Source organism: Kitasatospora sp. NPDC022856 (genome assembly GCF_055561235.1).
Genome location: NZ_JBVHHE010000008.1, coordinates 22,209 through 46,642 on the forward strand (window position 1 = coordinate 22,209; position 24,434 = coordinate 46,642).

The following is a 24,434-nucleotide window of genomic DNA, read 5'->3' on the forward strand; positions in this document are numbered from 1 at the left end:
GTGTCGATTTTCCGTTGACAGATTTTGAAATCCGTCATTCCATCCTTCGAAACCCGCCGAAGCCCCCCTCGACGGGGCGCGATCCTCCATCATCGGGTTACCGTTCGAGTGGCGTCGGTCGGCCTTGCCGGTGAAAAAGCAGGATCCTTCCGTTTGACAAGGGTGGCCGGGGTACGGTCACACTCCGCTGGTGGGGTCGTCGTGCAGCGGCGCCCCCGGGACGGTGGAGGGGTCGGGCGGAGCGCAGCCTGTGCTGCCGGCGCCGACCAGCTCACGTAACGACCGGGAGAGAAGAGCGAAGGTGTCCCCGAGCAGCGAGACCGCGCACGGACAGCGACTCGTCATTGTCGAGTCGCCGGCCAAGGCGAAGACGATCAAGGGCTACCTTGGCCCCGGCTACATCGTCGAGGCGAGCGTCGGGCACATCCGGGACCTGCCCAGCACAGCGGCCGAGGTCCCGGACAAGTACACCGGCGAGGTGCGCCGCCTCGGCGTCGATGTCGACCACGACTTCGCGCCCATCTACGTGGTGAACGCGGACAAGAAGTCCCAGGTCAGCAAGTTGAAGTCGCTGCTGGCCGAGTCCGACGAACTCTTCCTCGCCACCGATGAGGACCGCGAGGGCGAGGCCATCGCGTGGCACCTCCAGCAGGTCCTGAAGCCCAAGGTGCCGGTGCACCGGATGGTGTTCCACGAGATCACCAAGACCGCGATCCAGGAGGCGGTGGCCAACCCGCGCGAGCTGAACCAGCGCCTGGTCGACGCCCAGGAGACCCGCCGCATCCTCGACCGCCTCTACGGCTTCGAGGTCTCGCCGGTGCTCTGGAAGAAGGTCATGCCGAAGCTGTCGGCCGGCCGCGTCCAGTCCGTCGCGACCCGCCTGGTGGTCGAGCGGGAGCGCGAGCGGATCGCCTTCCGCAGCGCCTCCTACTGGGACCTGGTCGCCACCTTCGGCACCGGCCGCACCCCGGCCGACGCCGCCAACCCGGAGACCTTCGGCGCCCGGCTCTCGGCCGTCGACGGCAAGCGGATCGCCAGCGGCCGCGACTTCGGTTCGGACGGCCGGCTGAAGGCCGGCAGCGTCAACACCCTGCACCTGGACGAGCAGGCCGCCCGCGCGCTGGCCGCCGCCCTGGAGCAGACCTCGTTCGGTGTCCGCAGCGTCGAGTCCAAGCCGTACCGCCGCTCGCCGTACGCGCCGTTCCGCACCACCACGCTCCAGCAGGAGGCCAGCCGCAAGCTGGGCTTCGGTGCCAAGCGGACCATGCAGGTGGCCCAGAAGCTGTACGAGAACGGCTTCATCACCTATATGCGTACCGACTCCACCACGCTGTCGGAGACCGCGATCTCGGCCGCCCGGGCGCAGGTCACCCAGCTCTACGGGGCCGACTACCTGCCGGACGCGCCGCGCACGTACGCCAGCAAGGTCAAGAACGCCCAGGAGGCGCACGAGGCCGTCCGCCCCTCCGGCGACCGCTTCCGCACCCCGGCCGAGACCGGCCTGAGCGGCGACGACTTCCGGCTCTACGAGCTGATCTGGATGCGCACCGTCGCCTCCCAGATGAAGGACGCGGTCGGTCAGTCGGTGACCGTGAAGGTCGGCGGCCGTTCCGCGGACGGCCGGGACGCCGAGTTCTCCGCCTCGGGCAAGATCATCACCTTCCACGGCTTCCTCAAGGCCTACGTCGAGGGCGCCGACGACCCGAACGCCGAGCTGGACGACCGCGAGCGCCGGCTGCCGCAGGTGACCGAGGGCGACCCGCTGTCCGCCGAGCAGCTCACCCCGGAGGGCCACGCCACCAAGCCGCCGGCCCGCTACACCGAGGCCTCGCTGGTCAAGGAGCTGGAGGACCGGGAGATCGGCCGCCCGTCCACCTACGCCTCGATCATCGACACCATCATCGGGCGCCGCTACGTCTTCAAGAAGGGGACGGCGCTGGTGCCGTCGTTCCTCTCCTTCGCCGTGGTCAACCTGCTGGAGAAGCACTTCGGCCGGCTGGTCGACTACGACTTCACCGCGCGGATGGAGGACGACCTCGACCGCATCGCCGCGGGCGAGGCGCAGTCCGTGCCGTGGCTGAAGCGCTTCTACTTCGGTGAGGGCGAGGGCCACGCCACCGGCGGCGCCGCCGAGGCCGGCAACGGCGACGGCGACCACCTGGGCGGTCTGAAGGAACTGGTCACCGACCTCGGCGCGATCGACGCCCGGGAGATCAGCTCGTTCCGGATCAGCGACGACCTCACCCTGCGGGTCGGCCGTTACGGCCCGTACGTCGAGCGCGCCTCCACCGTGGAGGGCGAGCCCGGCCGGCGCGCCGACATCCCGGACGAGCTGCCGCCGGACGAGCTCACCGTCGAGCTGGCCGAGGAGCTGCTGGCCAAGCCCAGCGGCGACTTCGAGCTCGGCCAGGACCCGGTCAGCGGCAACCAGCTGGTCGCCAAGGACGGCCGGTACGGCCCCTACGTGACCGAGATCCTGCCCGAGGGCACGCCGAAGACCGGCAAGAACGCCGTGAAGCCGCGGACCGCGTCGCTGCTCCAGTCGATGTCGCTGGACACCGTCACGCTCGACGACGCGCTGAAGCTGCTGTCCCTGCCGCGCGTGGTCGGTCTCGACCAGGAGGGCGTGGAGATCACCGCGCAGAACGGCCGCTACGGGCCGTACCTCAAGCGCGGCACCGACTCCCGCTCGCTCACCAGCGAGGAGCAGATGTTCACGGTCACCCTGGAGGAGGCCCTGGCCATCTACGCCCAGCCCAAGCAGCGCGGCCGGGCCGCGGCCGCGCCGCCGCTCAAGGAGCTGGGCACCGACCCGGTCAGCGAGCGTCCGGTGGTGGTCAAGGACGGCCGGTTCGGCCCGTACGTCACCGACGGCGAAACCAACGCGACGCTGCGCAAGGACGACGAGGTCGAGACCATCACTCCCGAACGCGGCTACGAGCTGCTGGCGGAGAAGCGGGCCCGCGGGCCGGTGAAGAAGACGGCCAAGAAGGCCCCGGCGAAGAAGGCGGCGGCCAAGAAGACCGCCGCCAAGAAGACCACCACCACCAAGACGGCCGCGGCCAAGACCACGGCCAAGAAGACGACGACCAAGGCCGCCGCGAAGAAGACGGCGACCAAGAAGGCCGCCGCGAGCAAGACCGCCGCCGTCGACGAGGGCTGACCCTCCACCAGCGGCACCGGGCCCGCGCCCTCTTCGGAGGCGCGGGCCCGAGGTCTGTGGGCGACCGGTGCGCGAGCACCTCCGGCGCGGGGTGGCGAGCGTGTGCGCGGCGCGTCACAACCCTGCAATGACGGGCATCCGGAAGCCCGCACCCCTCTTTTCCGACCGGTGCCGACCGCTACGCTGACCGTATGACGAGCGAGGAGCAGCCCACCCCCGGCACCGGCGGTGCCGCCAGAGCCGGCACGCCCGACCTGCCGGAGGTCGCGCCCGCCGGAACCCCCGGTGAGCGCGCCCGGGCACTGTTGCGGCTGCGCCCCTACCGCCGCCTCTGGACCACCCAGCTGATCGGCGGCACCGCCGACCGGCTCGGGCTGCTGGTGCTGCTCGCGCTGACGGTGATCGCGGCCGCCCTCGGCGGGCAGTTCGGCGACCTGCCGCGCAGCCTCGCCTTCGCCGTCGCCGCGGTCTTCGCGGCCCGGCTGGCCGCCACCCTGCTGGTCGGCGCCGCCCTGCTCGGCCCGGTGCACGGGCTGCTCAGCGGCCGCCTGGACCGGCGCTGGACGCTGCTCGGCGCCGACGCGCTGCGGGCCGTGCTGATCGGCGTCGCGCCCTGGTGGATCGTCTGGCTGGGCTCCGACTCCGGGCCCTCCGCCGCCGCGACCTACGTACTGCTCGCCACCGTCTTCGTGACCGGTGCGGCCGAGCGGGTCTGGGCGATCGCCAAGGGCGCCGCCGTACCCGGCCTGCTGCCGCCGGCCAACCCCTTCGCGCCCCCCGGGGAGCAGCGTCCGTCCGCGGCCAACCTGGAGAGCGTGCGGACGCTGGACCGCCGCACCGGCTGGGCCACCGTGCCGCTCGCGGCAGCCGCGCTGGTCGCGCTCACCCTGGTCAACAACGTCTTCGCGGCCCTCGGCTCGGACTGGCTGCGCGTCCACCAGACCACCTTCGCGGCGCTCGGCGCGGCCGCCCTGTTCACGGTCTCGGCCGTCCGGGCGTACCTCCAGCAGCTGCCCGGCGGTCCGACGGTGGCCCCTCCGCACTCCCCGCTGCGGAGCCTGCGCGCGCCGACCGACGCCACGCCCGGCCCCGCGCTGAGCAAGGGCCGCACCGGCGCCGCCCCCTACTTCACCTTCTCGGTCGCCGCCGCCTTCGCCTCGATGGCGGGCGTCGCGGCGCTCGCGCTGCTGACCGCCGCCGAGCACCGGGCCGGGCCGATCGGCTACGGCCTGCTGGTGCTCGCCGCCGTCGGCACCCCGGCGCTCGGCTCCCGGCTCACCCGGGCCACCCTGCCCGCGCTCTCCCGCCGCCGGCTGCTCGCACTGGCGCTGCTGACCGAGGGCGTCGCGCTGATCCTGGCCGGCCTGGTGCTGGACTTCGTCCTGGTGCTGCTGCTGACCGTGCTGGCCGGCCTGGCCGCCGGGATCGTCGTCTCGGCCGGGCGCTCGCTGCTCGCCCAGGAGGTCGAGGAGGCGCGGCTCCCGAAGGTCGACGAGCACCTGTACGCGGTGCTGCGGGCCGTGGTGGGCGGCGCGCTGATCGTCGTCCCGCTGATCGCCGCGGCCTACGGCGAGGTCGAGTACGGCACGGTCGAGCCCGGCTCGTTCACCTTCATCCACGGCGGCGCGGCCCTCGCGGTGGCCACCGCCGGGGTGCTGACGCTGGTGCTCGCGGCCGTCGTGCTGCTCAAGACCGACGACCGGCGGGGCACCGCCCCGTTCGGCCGGGACCTCGTCGACGCCGTGCGCGGCGCCGCCGGTCCGGCCCCGCACCGCACCACCGGTACCGGCTTCTTCATCGCCCTGGAGGGCGGCGACGGCGCCGGCAAGTCCACCCAGGCCCAGGCGCTCGCCGAGTGGATCCGGGGCAAGGGCCACGAGGTGGTGCTCACCCGTGAGCCCGGCGGCAGCCCGGTCGGGCAGCGGCTGCGCGGCCTCGTCCTGGACGTCGGCAACACCGGTCTGTCGCACCGCGCCGAGGCGCTGATCTACGCCGCCGACCGGGCCGAGCACGTCGAGAACGTCATCCGCCCGGCGCTGGCCCGCGGCGCGGTGGTCATCACCGACCGCTACATGGACTCCTCGATCGCCTACCAGGGCGCCGGGCGCGACCTGGCCGCCACCGAGGTGGCCCGGATCTCGCGCTGGGCGACCGGCGGGCTGGTGCCCGACCTGACCGTCGTCCTCGACGTCGACCCGACCAGGGCCCGGGAGCGGTTCACCGAGGCGCTGGACCGGCTGGAGTCCGAGCCGACCGAGTTCCACCAGCGGGTCCGGTCCGGCTTCCTCTCGCTGGCCGCCGCCGACCCGGCCCGGTACCTGGTCGTGGACGGCAGCCAGCAGCCCGGCTTCGTCACCACCGCGATCCGCCACCGGCTCGACCGCGAGCTGCCGCTCTCCGAGCAGGAGAAGGCCGCCCGGGTCGAGCAGGAGCGGCTGGCCCGCGAGGAGGCCGAGCGCCGCGCCGCCGAGGAGGCCCGCCGGCGCGCGGCCGAGGCGGAGGCGGAGCGCAAGCGGTTGGAGCTGCTGGAGCAGCTCCGCGCCGAACAGGCGGAGAAGGAGCGGCTGGCCAAGGAGGAGGCCGAGCGGGTCGCCGCCGAGGCGGCGCGCAAGGCGGCCGAGGAGGCCCGGCGCAAGGCGGAGGAGGAAGCCCGCCAGCGGGCCGAGGAGGAGGCCAGGCAGCGTGCGGCCGAGGAGGCCCGGCTCGCCGCCGAGGCCGCCGAGCGCCGGCGGCTCGCCGAGGAGGCGGCCGCCCAGGCGGAGCTCCAGCGGCAGCGTGAGCTGCAGCGCGAGGAGCAGCGCCGGCGCGCGGAGGAGGCGCTGCAGCGGGCCGAGGAGGCCCGGCTGGCGCAGGCCGCCGCGCTCGCCGCGGCCGCTGCCGCCGCCGAGAGCGCGGCGGACCGGGCGGACCGGCCCGCTCCGCCGGCCGACGACGTGACCACCGAGCTGCGGATCGTGCCGGAGCCCGAGGACGCGACCCAGGAGATCTCCGAGCGGGACCGCCGGGCGGCCGTCCGGGCGGCCGAGGCGGCCGGCGCCGCGGGGGCCGGTGGCGCTTCCGCGTCCCGGGCTCCGGAGGCCGACGCGACGGCGAAGCTGCCGGTCGTCCCCACCGCTCCGGCGGACGAGACGGCGGTGCTGCCCCGAGTCCCTTCGGCGGACCCCGACCGGTCGGGTGCCGGGCGGCGCGACCACGCCGACCGGACGGAGGTGCTGCCGCAGGTGGAGCCGACCCGTCCGGCGGACCGGACCGAGGTGCTGCCGCGGGTCGAGCCGACCCGTCCGGCCGGACCGGCCGGACGGGAGACGCCGGTCGACAGCACCCGCGAGCTCCCGGCGGTGGAGGAGCAGCCCGCCGCCGAACCGCGCCCCCGGCCCTCCTGGGCCGAGGAGACGCCGATGGACGACCTGCCGAGCCTCACCGACACCCTGCTGGGCTCGCGCGACGAGTGGGCCCGCTGGGAGCAGGGCGGCCCCGCCGACCCGGCGCCGCAGGACCCGCGCGGTGGCGCGGCCGCTCCTCCGGCCGGCCCCGGCTGGCCGGAGAGCCGTGGCAGGACGGACGCCCAAGGCGGGTCGGACGACCGGGGCGACGGCAAGGGCAAGGGCCGGCGCTGGGGGCGCCGGAGCTGACTCGGTCCCGGCCCGCGCGGTCCCACGCGGTCCACGCGGTCCACGCGGTCCACGCGGTCCACATGGCCCACTCGGCCTGGTGGGCCGACTCGGCCGGGGCGGGGCAGGGGCCTGAAGGACGGTGGGCGGTGCGGCCGGGGCGGTGCTCCGGCGGCACCGCCCACCGTCGTACCGGGCACGTATGCTCGACTCCGGGAAACCGTGCCCGGAGCGCCGTCCGCCGCCCGGGTGACGGACGCCGGCGCAGTCCGTACCGAGCTTGGGAGCAGCAGTGGCCGTCTGGGACGACCTGGTGGGCCAGGAGCGGGTGGTCGAGCAGCTGAGCGCCGCGGCCCGGGCGGCCTGGGCGACGGCCGCCGCCGGTCGCGGGGCCGCGCCGGAGCCGGGCGGCAAAGCCTCGCTGATGACGCACGCCTGGCTGTTCACCGGCCCCCCCGGAGCCGGCCAGATCACCGCGGCCCGCGCCTTCGCCGCCGCCCTCCAGTGCACCAGCCCCGATCTCGCGCTCGGCGGTACGCCCGGCTGCGGGTTCTGCGACGGCTGCCACACCGTGCTCGCGGGCAGCCACGCGGACGTGAAGTACGTGCGCACCGACGGCCTGTCGATCGGCGTCGGCGACATGCGCGCCCTCGTACTGCGGGCGTCCAGCTACCCGACCGGCGGCCGCTGGTCGGTGATCCTGGTCGACGCCGCCCACCGGCTCACCGAGGCCGCCGCCAACGCCCTGCTCAAGGGAGTGGAGGAGCCCTCCCCGCGCACCGTCTGGCTGCTCTGCGCGCCCTCCGTGCAGGACGTCCTGCCCACCATCCGCTCGCGCTGCCGACTGCTGGTGCTGCGCCAGCCCGCCGCCGAGGCCGTCGCCGACATGCTGGTGAACCGCGACGGTGTCGACCCCACGACGGCCCGGATGGCCGCGCTCGCCGGCCAGGGGGACATCGAGCGCTCCCGTCGGCTGGCCGTCGACGACCAGGCCCGCACCCGGCGCACGGACGTGCTGCGGATCCCGCTGGAGGTCGGTGACATCGGTGGTTGCCTGGCCGCCGCCCAGCGGCTGGTCGACACGGCGAAGGCCGATGCCGAGGCGCTCGCCGAGACCCAGGACGCCAAGGAGACCGGCGACCTCAAGGCCGCGTACGGCGCGGCCGAGGGCAGCAAGGCTCCGCGGGGCATGGCCGGCGCGGTCAAGGAACTGGAGAAGCGGCAGAAGAGCCGGGCCACCCGGACCCGCCGGGAGACGCTCGGCGTCGCCCTGCTCGACCTGCTGAGCTTCTACCGGGACGTGCTCGCCCTCCAGCTGGGCTCCACCGGCGCGCTCTCCAACGAGGACCAGCGGCAGGCCCTGAACCGCGTCGCCCAGGCCGGCCCGCCGGAGGGCACGCTGCGGCGGATCGAGGCGGTGCTCGCCTGTCGGCAGGCGCTGGACCGCAACGTCGACCCGCTGCTCGCCGTCGAGGCGATGACCGTCGCCCTGCGCGCGGGCTGAGTCGGCGGACGCGGATGGCGGCCGGGGCGGGGCCGTCACCGGTAGGACCGCCGGGGGGCCGCCGGTAGGGCCTCCCGCGCTACCCGGGTGTCCCACCTTCGAGTGAACGGGCCGTACGCGCCGGGGACACCTGCGTGTGACGGCCGGATCGCCCTGCACGCTGGGGCCGACTGCGCCCCGACGCCGGGGCCGTCGCGTCCCGTCCGGCACCGGCCCCCACCGGTCGTCCGGCCCTCCTCCCGAGGCGGTGCGTCCCATGGTCCGTTCGCTCCTCGTCGTCCCACTGCTGGCAGCCGCCTCGGGCGGGATCTGGCTCGCCCGAGGCGCCCTGCTGCGCTGGCGCGACCTGCGGTCCGCCGAGACCTACGAGCTGACCGGTGATCAGCGGCCGATGCTGCTGCGCGCGGCCGGCGCGATGGTCTGCGGCATCTGCGTGACGGCACTGACCGTGTTGACGGCCCTGGGCACCTTCGGCACGTTCGGCGGACCGGCCTCGCGGTCCGACTCCGCGGAGCTCACCGCCGACAGCACGGGCCAGGGCGGGAGCCGGCAGGCCGCGCCGCCCGCCGACGAGGCACCCGCTCCGGTCGCCCCGGCTGTCGCGCCCGCGCCCGCTCCTGCTCCCGCCCCCGCCCCCGCCCCCGCGCCGGCACCGGCCGCCAGCCGGTTCGACAGCGTCGGCCACCCGGGCGGTGGCGAGCTGCTGCAGTCCGCCGTCCCCGGCCCGGACGGCCACCCCCGCAACGTCCGGGTCTGGCTGCCTGCCCAGTACGCCAAGGACCCGAACGCCCGCTTCCCGGTGGTCGTGATGCACGCGGCCACTCCCCGGATGACCGCCGACACCGAAGTCCCGGACGTCTTCGAGGGTCTCGGCTCCGCCGTCCAGACCGGCAAGGCCCGCCCGTTCATCCTGGTGGCCCCCGAGGCGCCGAACGGCACCGCGCACCCGTGCGAGCTGGTCGCCGCCGCCCCCCAGGCCATCGCCGACGACGCCGCGCTGCGCACCACCATCGCGGCCACCTTCCGCACCCTGCCGCCCGGCCCGGCCTCCTGGGGCACGCTGGGCGTCGAGGCGGGCGCGCCCTGCGCGGTGGCCGCCGGGCTGGCCCGCCCCGACCTGTACGGCGCGGCCGCCGCGGTTTCCGGCCGGTACGACACCGTCGCGCTGACCCGGACGGGGGCCGAGGCCCCCGCCAACGCCGCCCCGAAGCTGCTCCTGGCCGCCGCCAAGGCCGACGCCGCGGGCCTGGACGCGGCCCGCAAGCTGCAGACCGCGCTGCACGGCGGCGCCGGCGCGTCAGCCCGTGCCGACGTCCGGATCTCCGAGAACGTGCAGGACTACACGGCCGACCGGGAGCGGCTGCGGCTGGTCCGCCAGGCGGTCCAGTACCTGGCCGAGACGCTGGCGAAGGCGTCCTGACCAGGGTGTCCGCGAAGGCTACGCTTCGCGGTACCCAGGGCGCCGGCAGCGGCCGCGCCCCAGCACCTGAGAGGGACCGGATGAGGTCGGAGCGGGGCATGCGGGCGCGAGTGGTGGCCGCGGCACTGGCGGTCGCGGGGTTGTTGGTCGGCGGGTGCAGCTCCTCCTCGTCCACCCCCGGGGCGGCCTCCTCGGACACCACCGCGCCCGGCGCCGCCCCGTCCGGGTCCCTCGCCTCCGGGGGGCCGGCGGCGGCCGACGCCCGTCCCGGTGTCACACCGCTGGAGCCGCTCCCGGCCGCCGTTCCCGCCGCGCTGGCGCCGTACTACGGCCAGCGGCCCGCCTGGCATCCCTGCGACGACGGCTTCGAGTGCACCACCTTCACGGTGCCGCTGGACTACGACCGCCCGGGCGGCGGCGACCTCACCCTCTCGGCGGTCCGGGCCGTCGCCGTCCCGGCGGACCCGGACCAGGGCGGGGCCCCCGGCGCGGCCGGCGCCCGGCTCGGGTCGCTGCTGCTCAACCCCGGCGGCCCCGGCGGCTCGGCGATCGAGTACGTGGAGGCCGTCGCGAAGACCTACGACAGCGCCGTGCGCGCCCGGTACGACCTGGTCGGGCTCGACCCGCGCGGCGTCGGCCGAAGCAGCCCGGTGACCTGCCTGACCGGGGAGCGGATGGACGCGTACACCGCCACCGACATCACCCCCGACGACCAGGCCGAGATCGACGCCCTGGTGGCCGCGGACCGGGAGTTCGCGGAGGGCTGCCGGCAGCAGGCCGGCGACCGGCTCGGCCACCTCGGCACCGTCGAGGCGGCCCGCGACATGGACGTCCTGCGGGCGCTGCTCGGCGACGAACGGCTCAACTACGTGGGCAAGTCCTACGGCACCTTCCTCGGCGCCACCTACGCCGGTCTCTTCCCCGGCCGGACCGGCCGGATCGTGCTGGACGGCGCGATGGACCCGTCACTCGACTCGATCAGCGGCAACCGCACCCAGGCCGGCGGCTTCGAAACCGCCTGGGCGGCCTTCGCCAAGGACTGCGTCAAGCGCGAGGACTGCCCGCTCGGCCGCACCGAGCAGCAGGCGGGCGAGCAGCTCAGCGCCCTGTTCGCGGCCATCGACGCCAAGCCGCTGACCACCGTCGACGGCGCCCGCCGGCTCACCGAGTCCCAGGCGACGACCGGCGTCATCCAGGCCATGTACGCCGACTTCCTCTGGCCCAAGCTGCGCACCTCGCTCGCCGACGCCAAGGCCGGTGACGGCACCGGCCTGCTCAAGCTGTCGGACTCGTACTACGAACGCGGTCCGGACGGCTCGTACCCGAACCTCATGTTCGCCAACATGGCGGTGAACTGCCTGGACCTGCCCGCGCCGTTCACCGGCCCGGCCGACGTCCAGCGGGCCGTGCCGGACTTCGAGCGGACCTCGCCCCGGTTCGGCCGCGACATGGCCTGGATGGCGCTGACCTGCAGCTACTGGCCGGTCCGGGCCACCGGCGCCGCGCACACCGTCCGGGCCGCCGGCGCCGCTCCGATCGTGGTCATCGGCACCACCCGCGATCCGGCCACCCCGTACGCCTGGGCGCGGTCCCTCGCCGGGCAGCTGGAGTCCGGGCGGCTGCTGACCTTCGACGGCGACGGCCACACCGCGTACGGACGGCACGACGAGTGCGTCGACGGGGCGGTCAACGCGTACCTGCTGGGCGGTCCGGCGCCGGAGCAGGGCAAGCGCTGCGGCGCGTAGAGGGGGAGGGGATCGGCGGGTAATTTCGGCTTCAACCGCCGACCGGTGCGACGTTACGATGAGCGCCCCGCAGCCCCTGCCACCCCCACCGGAGCCCACCGTGCTCGGAGTCAACGACCTGGCGACGTACATCCTCGGCGCCCTCGTGATCATCCTCCTCCCCGGCCCCAACTCCCTGTACGTGCTGTCCGTCGCCGCCCGCAAGGGCGTCCGGACCGGTTACACCGCCGCCGCCGGCGTCTTCGTCGGTGACTTCACCCTGATCAGCCTCACCTCGCTGGGCGCCGCCTCGCTGCTGGAGGCCAACCCCGCGGTCTTCGCCGTGGTGAAGTTCGGCGGCGCCGCCTACCTGCTCTGGATCGGCGTCGGCATGCTCCGCGCCGCCCGCCAGCTCTGGCGCGAGCACCGCGCCGCCGCGGCCGCCCCCGACACCGCCGCGGCCGCCGTCCCGGACTCCACCGAGCGCCCGTTCCGCCGCGCCCTGGTGATCAGCCTGCTGAACCCGAAGGCGATCCTCTTCCTGCTCTCCTTCTTCACCCAGTTCGTGGACCCGTCCTACGGACAGCCGGCCCTCTCCTTCGCCCTGCTCGGCGGCATCCTGCAGACCTTCAGCCTGCTCTACCTCTCCATGCTGATCTTCGCGGGCACCACCCTCGCCACCGCCTTCCGCCGCCGCAAGCGCCTCTCCGCCGGCCTCACCAGCGGCGTCGCGGTCCTCTTCGCGGGCTTCGCCGCCAAACTGGCCGTCTCCTCCGCCTGATCCACCGCCGCGGAACCCCGTTACGGATCACCCGCGAACCTGTGTAGACTGGCCCGCGTTGCCACCACGTGCGGCAACGGTGCCGCCTTAGCTCAGTTGGCCAGAGCAACGCACTCGTAATGCGTAGGTCATGGGTTCGAATCCCATAGGCGGCTCAGAGAAGGCCCCGGTCACATAGCCCGTGACCTGGGCCTTTTGCCGTTCCTTGACGTGTGAGCAGGCGTCAGTGATGCGCTGCAAGATCGCTTGCGTGAGCGATGCGTGAGCGCGGATGTTGATCTTGGTTTAGCCCTTGGTCTTCTTGGCCTTGGCCTTCGCCTTCTTCGCGGCCTTCCGCTTCGCCTTCTCCGCTTCGGCTGCGGCCTTGGCGTGAGCCTCGGCTTCGGTCTTCCGCTGGAGGGGGACGAGCTTCGCGGCGGCCTCGGCGGCGTCCTTGGCGATCTCGGGCAGGACGCTGGTGTAAATGTCCGAGGTGATCTTGATAGAGGAGTGGCCGAGCATGTCGGACACCACCTTCATGTCGACTCCTCCTGCGAGCGCGAGGGTGGCCGCGCCGTGGCGGAGGTCGTGCAGGCGGATCGGCGGCAGGCCGGACGCGGTCACGAGCCGCTCGAACATCTCGGTGACCTTGCCCGGGTGGAGCCAGGAACCATCCTCGTTGGTGAAGACCCGGCCGGTGTCCGTCCAGGCCGGCCCCCAGTCGGCCCGCTCCTTCTGCTGCCGATCGCGGTGGCGTCGCAGGACGGCCACCGTGTCGTCGTCCAGCGCCACGGTCCGGAAGCTTCCGTCGGTTTTGGGGTCGGACTCCTCGACCTCCCAGCCGTCCTGCACGAGCTGCGCCGTCACGGTCAGCGAGCCGTTGTCGAGGTTAGTCTCGGACCACAGCTGGCCGCACGCCTCGCCCCGGCGAAGCCCGCGGAAGGCGATCACGTGCCACATCGCGTACAGGCGGTCGGCAGCAACGAAGTCGAGGAACGAGCCGGTCTGCTGCGGCGTCCAGACCATCACGGGGGAGGGCTTCACGCCGGTCGCCTGCCACTGGGCGACTCGCTCCGGCGTCCAGACCAGAGCCTTCGGCTTGGCGGCCGGGTCGAGCTTGACGTGGGCGGCCGGGTTGAGGGTGATCAGGCCCTCGGGGATCGCGTCGTTCAGGGCGGTCCGGAGCGTGGCCCGGATGCGCTGGCGGGTGGCGGCGCCGGTCGTGCGCCGGAACGGCGGCATCTCGGCGAGTTCGGCGTGCAGAGCCTTGCGGCGGGCGCGGTTCTCCGCGCCCTTGATCGGCACCGTGGCCAGCTCGGCCTTCAGCGCGTGCCGCAGGGCTTTGTTCTCCAGGATCTCCTCGTTGGCGTCGGCGATGGCCGTGAACATCTCGGCGAGCGTGCTCACCCGCAGCCGGTCGACGCGGATGTGCCCGATGCGGGGCTTGAGGTGGACCCGCACGTCACATTCGTAGCGGGTGATCCCGGACTTGCGGATCTTCTTGCCGGCCAGCCAGGTGTCGAGCCACTCGCCGACGGTGACGCGGGAGGAGAGGTCCTGACCGGCCTTCAGGCGGTTGCGGGTCTCCTCGATGTCGGGCAGTTGAGCCTTCTCGTCGGCGACCTTCACCAGGAGCTCGGCGACCAAGGCCAGGTCGTCCGGATCCTCCTTGCCGAGGGCGAGCAGGCCGCGAACATGATCGAGGTCGGCCTGAGCCTCCTTGAGCGTCTCGTAGCCGGCGCGGTTGAACGAACGGCGCGTGCCGTCTTCGGCGTTGGGCAGCTCCTGGCGTATGGAGTAGGAGCCGTGCTTACGGTTGCCGGCCTTCGGGCACGCCTTGCCGAGCGGCTTTCCGGTCTCCGCGTCGCGGCAGTAGCAGCGGTGGTAGGTGGAACCCTTCATTCGTCCTCCAGATCGGTATCGGTGTTCAGTGGGGGAAGCTCGGCGTCGAGAAAGCCGAGACTCGGTGCGAGGTGCGGGACTTCCAGGCCGATCTCGCGCAGGTGTGCCCTGGCGGGTTGAAGCCGCTCGCGGACGGCGGCGACGAAAGCGTCGAGCTTCTCCTGCGAGCCGGGAGGCCATTCCTCTCGAAACAACTTGAATTCCAGCTGGAACGCGTCGTGATGTTCCTCCTGAAGCTCTTGCCAGATCCGTTCGTGCTCCCGGTAGAGGCGGAGCCGGTACATCCCGAGCGAGTGGCGGGCCTCTCCTGTGAAGTGGGTGAGCGCCGACCAGCGGTCGCCGGGCATCTCTGGCAGGTAGTCGACCCGGCCGCCGAGGGCTGGGGAGAAGAGCAGCTCGACCGGTGCGATGTCCAGGGCCTCGGCCACGACGATCAGCTCGGGAATCGTGATCGTCTTGCGCCTGCCGGACTCCCAGTTGGCGATGACGTTCCGGGGGACTTCGTAGCCCAAGTCCCCTGTTTCGTCGGCCACATCCTGCGCGGACAGTCCAAGGTCTTGCCTCCTTCGGGTGATTGCTCGGATCACGTCCTTCGTGATCCGTTCGGGCCAGTCGGGCGCGTCTTCGTCGTCGGTGGACCAGTGTTCCTCGCGGCGTTGTGTCATATCGACACAGTAGCCACTGGAAAGCTCTTCTCCGTTGCGGCACTCCGCCGCAGCCCCCCCGTCCGGGGGAAGCTCGGATTTGGAGTTCATGTGCGAACTGGTGACATATCGGCGACGGCGCAGGGGATGGGTCGGGCCGAACTTCTCAGGCTGCCGGCGGCCATCGACCTCGACACCGCCAACCGGGCCATCGGCCTCGGGCGGAGCAAGGGCTACGAGCTGGCCCGCCTCGGCGCGTACCCCTGCCGGGTCCTGCGACTGGGCAAGAAGTACCGCGTGATCACAGCGGACCTTCTGCGCCTGCTCGGCATCGACGCGGAGCTCGGCGAAGGTCCGGCGGCTGATGCAGCTTGACGTGGTGAGAGCCCGATCCACAAGCCTGTCTGCCGTGGGCGTACTTGCCCGATTGGAGTGGATCTTCCAGCGGCATGACCGTACGTTCGTGGTCCCTCGGCGGCCTCGGCCGCCGAGGGGCCACCGCCAAGGTGCAAGCGGTCCCTGCGAGTTGAGAGGGCCAGGATCCCCGGCCCGACCACCCCAGGACGCACGAAGGCCCCCGGTGCTGCGAACACCGAGGGCCAGGCGAAATCCTTACCCACGACCTTCATTGGCGGCGCGCGACGGAACAGATCCCGCGCCCCAGTCTGGAGCTTCACCATGGAGTCTACGTCCCACCAGCCCGATCTGGCAGCTTCCATCGCGAGTTGGCCGCCGGTCGCCAAGGCCGGCGAGCCCGGCGCCTACCTGCCCGCCCAGCAGGCCCTCGTGTCCACAGCCTGTGGACACGACGCCGAGGCGGTGCCTGCCGAGCCCGCCGTCCCGGACGGGACCGACCTGATGCCCGACACCGAGGCGACCGAGGGCGCCGACCTGCTCGCGCAGCTGAGGGCCCGGATCGCGAAGTTCGTGATCCTGCCCTCGGACCAGGCCCTGGACGCCACCACGCTGTGGGTCGCCGCGACCCACCTGCAGGGCTCGTGGCAGCACGCCCCGCGCCTGGCCGTGGTCGGCCCGGCCAAGCGCTGCGGCAAGTCCCGCCTGCTCGACGTCCTCACCGAGACGGTGCACAACCCCGTGGCGACGGTGAACTCGTCTCCGTCCGCGATCTTCCGCTCCATCACCGAGGAGCCGCCCACCCTGCTGGTGGACGAGGCGGACACGATCTTCGGTAGCCCGAAGATGGCCGAGAAGAACGAGGAGATGCGCGGCCTGCTCAACGCCGGGCATCAGCGCGACCGCTACGTCCTGCGCGTGGTCGGCAAGGAGCACGCCCCGGGCAGGTTCCACACCTTCGCCATGGCGGCCATCGCCGGCATCGGCGACCTCCCCGACACGATCATGGACCGCTCCATCGTGATCCGCATGCGCCGCCGCGCCGAGGGCGAGCGCGTCTCCCCGTACCGCACCAAGCGCGACCGCCCCGCCCTGCACGCGATCCGCGACAAGATCGCCCGCTGGACGGCACCGCTCGCCGACCAGGCCCTGCGCCTGGAGCCTGCCATGCCGGTCGAGGACCGCGCGGCCGACACCTGGGAGCCCCTGGTGATCATCGCCGACCTCGCCGGAGGCCCCTGGCCCCGCCGTGCCCGCCAGGCGTGCAAGCGCATGGTCGACGCCGAGGTCCAGACCGAGGAGGACAACCCCGGCGGCGCGCGGATCCTCGCGGACATCCGGCGGATCTTCCACGCCGCCGGTGAGCCGGACAGCATCGCCACCGACCAACTGCTGTTCAACCTCAACGGCGACCCCGAGGCCCCCTGGGCCGAGACCAGCCGAGGCGGGCTGACCCCGCGCGGCCTCGGCGCGATGCTTCGCGAGTTCGGCATCTCCTCCGGCAACGTCCGCATGCCCGATGGAACCCAGTGCAAGGGCTACCTGCGCAACAAGTTCCTCGACGCCTGGCGGCGCTACTGCCCCGCAGTCCACCCCGTGAACGCCACCGCAGCGGGAAGCAGACGCTGACCACCCTCCCCGAAATGCCGTCACTGCCGTCCCAGCCGTAACACCGCAGGTCACCACACCTGCCACCAAGACGGAACGGCACCCCAAGACGGCAACGTCATCCGCACCAAGACGGATCAGGCCCACGCCAAGACGGTAGCCGTCCACTCCCACCAGCGGCCCGCCGCCGCCCCCGTCCGGGGCGCGAGCGGCGGGCCCTGGCCGGGACGGGAAACACATCCGTCTTGTGCCGTCCCAGCCGTCCCTGCCGTAAAACCGCAGGTCAAAGGCCACGCCTCCGGGACGGATACGAGCCCCAAGACGGATACCGCACCGTCCCGAACCCGAACTCCGCCGTGTCCACGGCACCACCCGGGCAGCCGGGCCCGCCCCAGCCCAGAGACCGTCCCGCAGCACCAAGACGGCAAGACGGCAAAGACGGCAATTCCACAAACCACCACCGCCCGACCCGCGAGGACCACCTTCCGCATGACCGCCACCACCCCACCGCGTCTGCCCCGCCCGGACGCCGTCCTCATACAGGCCGCCATCGCGGGCGCCCTGTCCTTCGCCCACCTCCACGACATCGCCGAAGCCGCCGGACAACACGGCTGGAAAGCCTGGGCCTACCCCGTCTCGGTCGACCTGCTGCTCGTCGCCGCCTGGCACCGCATGCGAACCCTGCGCACCACCGGACACCCCGCCGGCACCGCCTGGACCTGGTTCGCCATCGCCCTGACCGCCTCCCTCGGCGCCAACGTTGCCACCGCCGGCCTCCTCGACCTCGCCCACGTCCCCGCCTGGCTACGGATCCTCGTCGCCGGATGGCCCGCCCTCGCCTTCTTCGGCGGCACCCTCCTCGCCCACAACACCACCGCGACCGCGCCCGCCATCGACCCGAAGCGCGCCGAGGGCGAACTCCCGCTCCGCGAAAACCCCGAGCCTGCACGGGCAACCGAGCCCGCACCGGTGACGGACGCGGAGCAGTACGACCTACCCGCCGACGAACCGGTGCTCGAGCCCGACCACGACGTCCGGCCCGACAGCCGGAAACCGATGGTGGGCACCAAGCGCACCGGCCGCAAGCCCGCAGCCTCGATGGACGAGCTGGCCGAGATCGTCCGGCCCGCCGTCCAGGATCACGGCCCCACCCAGGCCGTGATCAGGACAGTCCTGCGCGAAGCCGGCATACCCATCGCCAGCGACCGCCTCGGCAAGCTGACCCAGCGCTTCAAGGACGAACAGGCCAGCCAGCAGGCCGACGCGCAAGCCAGGGCCTCGGCGGCCTGACACCCCCGCCGCTCGCCCGAGCACCGGCCCGCTTCCGGACAGGGCGAGCGGCCCCTCACCGACGCTGACCGACGCTCACCGGAACTCTCCCAGCGCCCATCCGGAGACCCCGGAAGTCCTGAACCGGCGACGTCTACACCGGAACTCCGGCACCGCCAAACCCCTCCTCCGCCGGACCATCACCCCGTATCCGGCGAACACCCCACCAACCGACAACCACCTGCCGTCACAGAAGAACCGGAAGATCCCCGTGCCCGACCAGCAGCACCACCTCGCCCCTGCTTCCGTCACGCCCGAGCAGGAAGCACAGCCCCGCGGAACCGGTAGCGACAAGCCCGGACGTGGTCGCATATTCGCCCGCGTCAAGCAGGCCCTGCCCTGGACCGGCCACAGTCACGACGACGACGGAGCAAGCTGGGGCAAAGTCCACAACGCCGTTGGCGCCGCGGACTTTGCGCTTGACCCCGCCCCAGGGGTGGCGGGGCAGGACCGGCGCGAGGGCGCGCCGGACCAGGAGGTCGCGACCGAGGGCGGCCACGACCAGGAGCAGCTTCCCGAGCACGATGCCGAGCCGCGCAACGACATCGACGCCGAGCGTGCCGACGCCGCCGACCGCGTCGTACGTGAAGCGCCGACCGTCACCGCCGCCGAGTTCATCCATGAGCGCGTTCCGGTTCTCGACCGCTTCGTACTTCCGGTGGACGACACCTCGCTTCCGCTGGCGGTGCGGATGTACCGGCCGCGTTCCGGAACCAAGCGCGATGACCAGGTCACCTGCTCGGTGGAACCGGCCGAGAAGGAGCTGCTCGACTTCGTCGCCAAGAAGCTCAAGCGCTCGCGCTCCTCCTTCCTGGCGGATTCCGCCATGAGCGTGGCCCTGGCGTACCTGAGGACCGGCCGCCGCGACGCCTTCGTCCCCATGCCCGACTACGAGGCCGTCACGCTCCTCACCGAAGCGGTCGGTACCCACCAGCGGGCGATCGACCGGGCCGGCAACAACCTCAACCAGCTCATGGTCGAGATCTACCGGGGCGAGATCCCGGAGCGCGCCATGGAGACCCTGGACGCCCTTCACGCCTGCGCGATCGAGGCCCGTCACGCCTACCAGCGCGTCCTGCCGGGAGGCCGCCGTGGTGCCTGACGTCTCCACCGGCTCGCGCACCCGCGGCCTGCTCTCCTACCTCTTCGGCCCCGGCCGGCGCGACGAGCACACAGACCCGCACATCGTCGCCGCATTCGCCATGCCCGGCCTGCCCGACCCCGGCCGAGCGCCCCTCGACCAGCACCACGCCCTCCTCGACGAGCTCGCCGACTACCTCGACCAACCCGTGCGCGCACGCGAGAGGCGCGTCGGCACGAAGGTGCCGCAGCACGTGTGGCACTGCCCCGTCCGCACCGCGCCCGGCGACCGGTACCTCACCGACGCCGAGTGGGCCGAGGTCGCCCGCCGCATCGTCCACGCCACTGGCATCGCGCCCGATGGCGACGACAAGGGCTGCCGGTGGATCGCCGTACGTCACGCCGACGACCACATCCACATCATGGCCACCACCGTCCGCGAGGACGGCCGCCGTCCCCGCAACAAGCGCGACGGCCAACGCGCCCAAGCCGAGTGCCGCAAGATCGAGAAGGAACTCGGCCTGCGCCAGCTCAACTCCGGCGACCACACCGCCGCCCCGATGCCCACCAGCGCCGAGCAGGCCAAGGCCCAGCGCACCGGCCACCAGCAGACCGCCAAGGAGTGGCTGCAGGAACAGGCCCAAGCCATCGCCGCCGCCGTCCGCGACGAGCAAGAGTACTTCTCCACCCTCACCGCCCTCGGCATCGAGGTCCGCTACCGCATCGGACCCGAGAGCGGCGACGTCATCGGCTACAGCCTCGCCCGCCCTGGCGACGTCAACGCCCAAGGCGAACCCGTCTACTTCGGCGGCTCCAAGCTCTCCCCCGATCTGTCCATCAACCGCCTGCGCGAACGCCTCGCCGCCCAGCAGCCCACCACGCCCGCACGGGGCACGGTCGAACCGGACCGCTGGCGACAGGCCGAGACCACCCTGCGGGAGACCGCCCGCTTCGCCTACCAGGGCCAGCACCTCTCCTACGAGTCCGACGCCGTCGTCCAGGCCCAGGCCGCCGCTTTCGGCGAACTCCTCCACACCGCCGCCCTCACCGCACCCGCCCACACCCGCGCCGAACTACGAGCCGCCGCAACCGCGTTCAACCGCGCCACCCGATCCAAGGTCCGTGCCGAACACCAGCAGGCCGCAGCTCTGCGCACCGCCGCCAAGCAACTCCTGCACACCGCCGGCTCCGGCGAGGACGGCGGCACCGTCGCCGCCCTGCTGTCCACCGCCGTCTTCGTCGTGATCGCCATTGCCCGCTGGCACCAGACCCGAGGCCACCAGCAGCAAGCCCACGCCGCCCAGCAGTCCCTCGTCCACCTGCGAACCGCCTACCGGCAGACGGCCGAGCCGGTCATCGCCGACCTCACCCGCCGCACCCCCACCCCCAAGACCACCGACCGCCTCGCCGCCCACATCCACGCCGCCGTCCCCGACCAGGCCCAGCACATCCTCGCCGACCCCTCCTGGCCTGCCCTGGCTACCGCGCTCGCCCAGGCCGAATCCGCCGGCCAACCACCGCACCGCGCCCTCAGCGAGGCCGCCCAACAGCGGGAGCTCACCACCGCCGACCGCCCCGCCGAAGTCCTCCTCTGGCGCCTCCGAAGCTCCACCAACGACCGCGTCGAGCAGCGGACCCAGGCCGCACGCGCCCGTACCGGCAGCCGCACCACCCCGACAACCGTGCCCGCGTTGCCAGCCGTGGCGACCAGCACCAGGGCCGCCAACGGTCCCAACCGCCGACGCTGACCGACCGAGACGACGAGATACCCCGGCCCCATCCTGGTCGGGCTTGAGCGTCGGGGCACCGGGCTGGTGCCCCGGCGTGACTCGGCCTGGCCTGGGTGCCAGGGCCGCCAGGCCGGGGCCAGAACCTCGCCAGCCTTCACCGCCGCTGACACCGCCTAGCGGTGGCCGGTCAACGAGAGCGAGCCAGGCCCGCGGTCGGTCCGTTGGGGCAGGCTTAGGTCCCCTCCGATGTGCGGTACGGGATCTCCAGGGAGTGCTCCTCCAGGCTTCGGAGGATCACTTGCCCGTCTCTTACCTGGTTGAGGAGAAACAACTCCCGCGTCCGGCAGTGCGGGCAGAGACTAACCATGGCCAACGGCCACAGATCAACTGGCCCGCCTGAAAGATCGCTGTCGACGTAGATCCGGTCGGGGCGCAGAGGGTAGGTGGTAGGGCGCTCGAATGGCTCCCAGCTCGGATGGCTCCCTCGAAGTTGCAGGCCCACTGTGCGATAGGAGGACTCGTCGAGGTACTCGCAGCGCTCCACCCAGTACCACTGGATCCCGGCCAACCAGTTGACCGAGCTGATGGCTGAGACCACGCGCGGTTCGAGCTTTTCGACGTCCTCGTCGATCTCGTGGCTCATACGGACGCCGTGGGCATGATGGGAGTGGTTGCGGAAGTCCTTGATCTCTTCCAGGAGCGTGCGTGTCGCCTCACGTTCCTGGATCGCTGCCAATTCCGGCAGGACGGAGGTTCTTCCCACCTCGTCCATGAAGCGGTCGATGAGCCAGAGCCAGGTGCCGAAGGTCGCCCCATTGCGGAACTGCTGGCGAAGCGATCGGGTAAAGCCGTTGTGGTGTGCGATGAGTGCACTGAGTGCGAGGATGCCCAGTGTGCGTGCAACGCCCTCGCCGAGCTTGAGCAGCCCGTCCTTGCGCTCGGCCGGATGGGTGCTGACGCGGTAGCGGCGGGCGAGGGCGGCCATGTGGAAGGGGTAACTCGACTCCGCCCGCCAGATTGGGTCGTCAAAGGGGCGTACCAACTGGCTCGCGAGTCGTGCCTCATGGGAGGCGAATCGTAGGGCGGTTCGAATCTCCTCGCTGAGGGTCTCGCTGCCTGAGAAGATGTTCGGGAGGATGCCCTCGGTCGCGGCGCGTAGGGCACGGCGGCCTTCCTGGACCTCCTCTAGGAGGTCGTTGACAGCTGTGTCGGTGACCAGGTCAACTGGTACGGGCGTATCGAGCAGGTCACGGACGCGCGGGAATGCGCTGCTTTCCTTACGGGAGTTAAGCCACTCGCACAGCACTCTGCCGCGCCCCTGTAGCGGGTGCAGCACAAAGAGCGGTGTGACGGCTTCGCCGAACCCTGAAGGCAGAAGCCTCCAATTTCCGAAGCGCCCTACAAGGTCACCGCCTGAACACGGGGTCAGTTCGGAGTCATCCATTTCCGCGTCAGGAAGCTCCAGGGCTGAACCGACGCTGTGCAGATGAGGCGTGGTCAGGTGCTTGGGCGGCGGCGGTGCGTCATCGCCCGGATCCGGGCGGTGCAGCTTGACCCGGTTCATTTCTAGCCGGGCGAAGTTCTGAAGCGGTTCGAAGAGACCGTCGAACTCCGCAACGTAGAAGAGCGCGGACGGAACCTCGCAGCCCAGTCGCGTCCGGGCAGGGTCGATCCAGGCATCGGGCGTGTGGGGCAAGATCTTGGTCCGGAAATACTCCTCCGGTTCTTCCTGGAACGGCAGGGAGACCACGCTCCGCAGCTCCGGGTCGGGCTCCTTCGCTCCACCGCGCTGTTGAAGCTCACCTTCATCGTCGCGCACACCGATTGCGTTTCGGACAGCCTTCTCGAATGCGGCTCCGCCGGGCCAGGCCAGGCCCACGGCCTCTGTGGCGCGGCGCAGCGCTGCACGTACGTCGGAGCTCGCTTTCCACGTCGTACCGATGAGGCCCCGCAACGCCGATACCAAGGCCTCGGGATTGTTGGTCCGCTGGACCGGCCGCAGAGCCGCGAGCCGGACGAGGGCTTCCTCGGAGAGCTCGAAACGCAGTCGCAGCGGGCGTTCGATGACGATCTGGTGATAGAGCAAATCCTCCTTCCGCACGACGCGTACGAGGTCGCGCTGAGACCGGGTCAGGGAAGGAGGGGAGGACGTGGCTTCGCTGTAGAGCTGGACAATCTCGGTTAGCTGGTCGGGCCCGAGGTACTTCCGCTTACTGCCGACCGACTGGCGCATCTTCTGCCAGTGGTCCTGTGCTTTGACGAGAATCACGCGCCCCTGGCGGTGGGCGGGCTTCCGGTTGCTGAGCACCCAGACATACGTGCTGATGCCGGTGTTGGCCATAAGCTGGTCGGGCAGGGCGACGATGCCCTCGAGCCAGTCGTTCTCGACGATCCACCGTCGGATGTCGGACTCTCCTGAACCGGCAGAACCGGCGAACATGGGAGAGCCGTTGAAGACGACCGCGATCCGGCTTCCCCCGCGGCCGGAGTCGTCCACGGGCTTCATCTTCGCGAGCATGTGCTGGAGGAACAGTAGGGAACCGTCGTTGATACGAGGGAGGCCGGCACCGAAGCGACCCTTGCGGCCGAGGTCCTCGTGCTCGGCACGGACGTGATCCTCGACCTTCTTCCATTCGACGCCGAACGGAGGATGGGCCACTAGGTAGTCGAATCGTTCTGCTGCGAATACGTCCTCGCGCAGGACGTTTCCCAGAGCCATCTGCTCCGGGTCGTGCCCGCTCATCAGCATGCTGGAGCGAGCAATCGCCCAGCTCTCAGAGTTGAGTTCCTGGCCGGATGGCTGAATCTGGGCCTCGGGATTGACGGCGCTGATGCGCTCGGCCAGCTCAAGAAGCAAGCCGCCGGTGCCGCAGACTGGATCGTGGATCTTCCTCACCACGCCAGGGGCCGCGATCTGCCCCAGATCGGGTTCCATCACGAGTGCAGCCATAAGCTGGCTGACGTCGCGTGGCGTGGTGTGCTCGCCGCCGAGCTCGCCCGCTCGCTCGGCAAAGGTCCGTACCAGTTCCTCGAAGATGAAGCTCATCTCGCGTGCTGGAATGGCCGACCCCAGATCCAGATGCTGGAATTGAGCGACGATGGGGTAAAGCAGATTGGAATCGGCCAGGCGTTTGACCGTGATATCGAATTCGAAATGTTCGAAGATCTCCTGAACGTTTCGGGAGAAGCCGCGCACATAAGCGAGCAGGTGACGATCAGCATCCCGCGGGTCACCGGCGACGCTCGCCAGGGTGAAGGGGCTGATGTTGTAGAAGGGGTAGCCGGAGGCATCCCGGAGCTTGGCGTCCGAGTCCTCGGTGTGCGAGAGCTCCTCTGCGGTGGCGAGCACGGCTTGCCGGGTGGGGGCAAGGAGGCAGTCCAGGCGTCGAAGCACTGTGAACGGCAACATGACCTTGCCGTAGTCGGACCTCTTGAAGTCTCCGCGAAGCAAGTCCGCAACTGACCAGATCAGTCCGGACAGCTGCGTCACCGAATCACTCATGTGCTCCCCGTTGCTGGACACGTGGTTCTTCTGGGCTCACCTGGCCATCCACCGTGATGGGGCCAAGGTCTTGTAGGTGGTCACCAGCCGGCGGCCCGCTCGC

The 24,434-nt window shown here is 71.7% G+C and carries 14 protein-coding genes and 1 tRNA gene; 12 read left to right on the forward strand and 3 right to left on the reverse strand.

Features of this window, described 5'->3' with window-relative positions:
• The first annotated feature begins 301 nt into the window (after positions 1-301).
• The 7 genes from topA (at position 302) to ACZ34W_RS11840 (ending at position 12,358) form a co-directional block, all read left to right on the forward strand.
• Positions 302-3,163 carry a type I DNA topoisomerase gene (gene topA, locus ACZ34W_RS11810; protein WP_329488493.1) on the forward strand — a complete coding sequence of 954 codons (2,862 nt, stop codon included), beginning with the start codon at positions 302-304 and terminating at the stop codon, positions 3,161-3,163.
• A gap of 191 nt (positions 3,164-3,354) precedes the next feature.
• Complete coding sequence (tmk, locus tag ACZ34W_RS11815) at positions 3,355-6,795, forward strand: dTMP kinase (RefSeq protein ID WP_465603384.1); 3,441 nt, start codon at positions 3,355-3,357, stop codon at positions 6,793-6,795.
• A 271-nt stretch (positions 6,796-7,066) separates the two neighbouring features.
• Positions 7,067-8,278, forward strand: coding sequence for a DNA polymerase III subunit delta' (locus ACZ34W_RS11820; protein ID WP_465603637.1), 1,212 nt, complete (start codon positions 7,067-7,069; stop codon positions 8,276-8,278).
• 256 nt (positions 8,279-8,534) lie between these two features.
• On the forward strand, positions 8,535-9,698 hold the full coding sequence (locus tag ACZ34W_RS11825) for an alpha/beta hydrolase (protein ID WP_465603386.1): 1,164 nt from the start codon (positions 8,535-8,537) through the stop codon (positions 9,696-9,698).
• Positions 9,699-9,796: 98 nt separating this feature from the next.
• Positions 9,797-11,443 (forward strand): alpha/beta hydrolase, encoded by a 1,647-nt coding sequence (locus tag ACZ34W_RS11830; protein ID WP_465603388.1) that lies wholly within the window; start codon positions 9,797-9,799, stop codon positions 11,441-11,443.
• A 100-nt stretch (positions 11,444-11,543) separates the two neighbouring features.
• On the forward strand, positions 11,544-12,203 hold the full coding sequence (leuE, locus tag ACZ34W_RS11835; RefSeq protein WP_329488488.1) for a leucine efflux protein LeuE: 660 nt from the start codon (positions 11,544-11,546) through the stop codon (positions 12,201-12,203).
• Positions 12,204-12,284: 81 nt separating this feature from the next.
• Positions 12,285-12,358: transfer RNA gene (locus ACZ34W_RS11840), tRNA-Thr, on the forward strand.
• A gap of 130 nt (positions 12,359-12,488) precedes the next feature.
• On the opposite strand, the gene ACZ34W_RS11845 is transcribed toward ACZ34W_RS11840, so the two are convergent.
• Positions 12,489-14,084 carry a tyrosine-type recombinase/integrase gene (locus ACZ34W_RS11845; RefSeq protein WP_465603391.1) on the reverse strand — a complete coding sequence of 532 codons (1,596 nt, stop codon included), beginning with the start codon at positions 14,082-14,084 and terminating at the stop codon, positions 12,489-12,491.
• The gene (locus ACZ34W_RS11850) at positions 14,081-14,749 is read right to left on the reverse strand and encodes a helix-turn-helix domain-containing protein (RefSeq protein WP_465603393.1); all 669 of its coding nucleotides are present in this window, start codon (positions 14,747-14,749) and stop codon (positions 14,081-14,083) included. Before ACZ34W_RS11850 ends, ACZ34W_RS11845 begins: the two co-directional genes overlap by 4 nt.
• A 126-nt stretch (positions 14,750-14,875) precedes the next feature.
• On the opposite strand from ACZ34W_RS11850, the gene ACZ34W_RS11855 reads away from it, so the two are divergent.
• The 5 genes from ACZ34W_RS11855 (at position 14,876) to ACZ34W_RS11875 (ending at position 20,847) form a co-directional block, all read left to right on the forward strand.
• Entirely contained in the window at positions 14,876-15,103 is a 228-nt protein-coding gene (locus tag ACZ34W_RS11855; RefSeq protein WP_465603639.1) for a hypothetical protein, read from the forward strand.
• A gap of 303 nt (positions 15,104-15,406) precedes the next feature.
• Positions 15,407-16,711, forward strand: a complete 1,305-nt coding sequence (locus ACZ34W_RS11860; RefSeq protein ID WP_465603395.1) for a DUF3631 domain-containing protein — start codon at positions 15,407-15,409, stop codon at positions 16,709-16,711.
• A 468-nt stretch (positions 16,712-17,179) separates the two neighbouring features.
• Positions 17,180-17,980: a DUF2637 domain-containing protein gene (locus ACZ34W_RS11865; RefSeq protein ID WP_465603397.1), complete on the forward strand. Its 801-nt coding sequence runs from the start codon at positions 17,180-17,182 to the stop codon at positions 17,978-17,980.
• A gap of 250 nt (positions 17,981-18,230) precedes the next feature.
• A complete protein-coding gene (locus ACZ34W_RS11870; protein WP_465603399.1) occupies positions 18,231-19,121 on the forward strand; it encodes a hypothetical protein in 891 nt (296 codons plus the stop codon).
• Complete coding sequence (locus ACZ34W_RS11875; RefSeq protein ID WP_465603401.1) at positions 19,111-20,847, forward strand: relaxase/mobilization nuclease domain-containing protein; 1,737 nt, start codon at positions 19,111-19,113, stop codon at positions 20,845-20,847. Before ACZ34W_RS11870 ends, ACZ34W_RS11875 begins: the two co-directional genes overlap by 11 nt.
• Positions 20,848-21,061: 214 nt before the next feature.
• Here the strand turns inward: ACZ34W_RS11875 and ACZ34W_RS11880 are convergent, their stop codons facing one another.
• Complete coding sequence (locus ACZ34W_RS11880) at positions 21,062-24,331, reverse strand: type I restriction-modification system subunit M (protein ID WP_465603403.1); 3,270 nt, start codon at positions 24,329-24,331, stop codon at positions 21,062-21,064.
• Positions 24,332-24,434 lie beyond the last annotated feature (103 nt).

Coding starts and splice junctions, on each gene's coding strand:
- tmk (WP_465603384.1), top strand. CDS start 3,355: ATGACGAGCGAGGAGCAGCCCACCCCCGGCACCGGCGGTGCCGCCAGA.
- ACZ34W_RS11825 (WP_465603386.1), top strand. CDS start 8,535: ATGGTCCGTTCGCTCCTCGTCGTCCCACTGCTGGCAGCCGCCTCGGGC.
- ACZ34W_RS11830 (WP_465603388.1), top strand. CDS start 9,797: ATGCGGGCGCGAGTGGTGGCCGCGGCACTGGCGGTCGCGGGGTTGTTG.
- ACZ34W_RS11845 (WP_465603391.1), bottom strand. CDS start 14,084: ATGAAGGGTTCCACCTACCACCGCTGCTACTGCCGCGACGCGGAGACC.
- ACZ34W_RS11850 (WP_465603393.1), bottom strand. CDS start 14,749: ATGACACAACGCCGCGAGGAACACTGGTCCACCGACGACGAAGACGCG.
- ACZ34W_RS11855 (WP_465603639.1), top strand. CDS start 14,876: ATGGGTCGGGCCGAACTTCTCAGGCTGCCGGCGGCCATCGACCTCGAC.
- ACZ34W_RS11860 (WP_465603395.1), top strand. CDS start 15,407: ATGGAGTCTACGTCCCACCAGCCCGATCTGGCAGCTTCCATCGCGAGT.
- ACZ34W_RS11865 (WP_465603397.1), top strand. CDS start 17,180: ATGACCGCCACCACCCCACCGCGTCTGCCCCGCCCGGACGCCGTCCTC.
- ACZ34W_RS11880 (WP_465603403.1), bottom strand. CDS start 24,331: ATGAGTGATTCGGTGACGCAGCTGTCCGGACTGATCTGGTCAGTTGCG.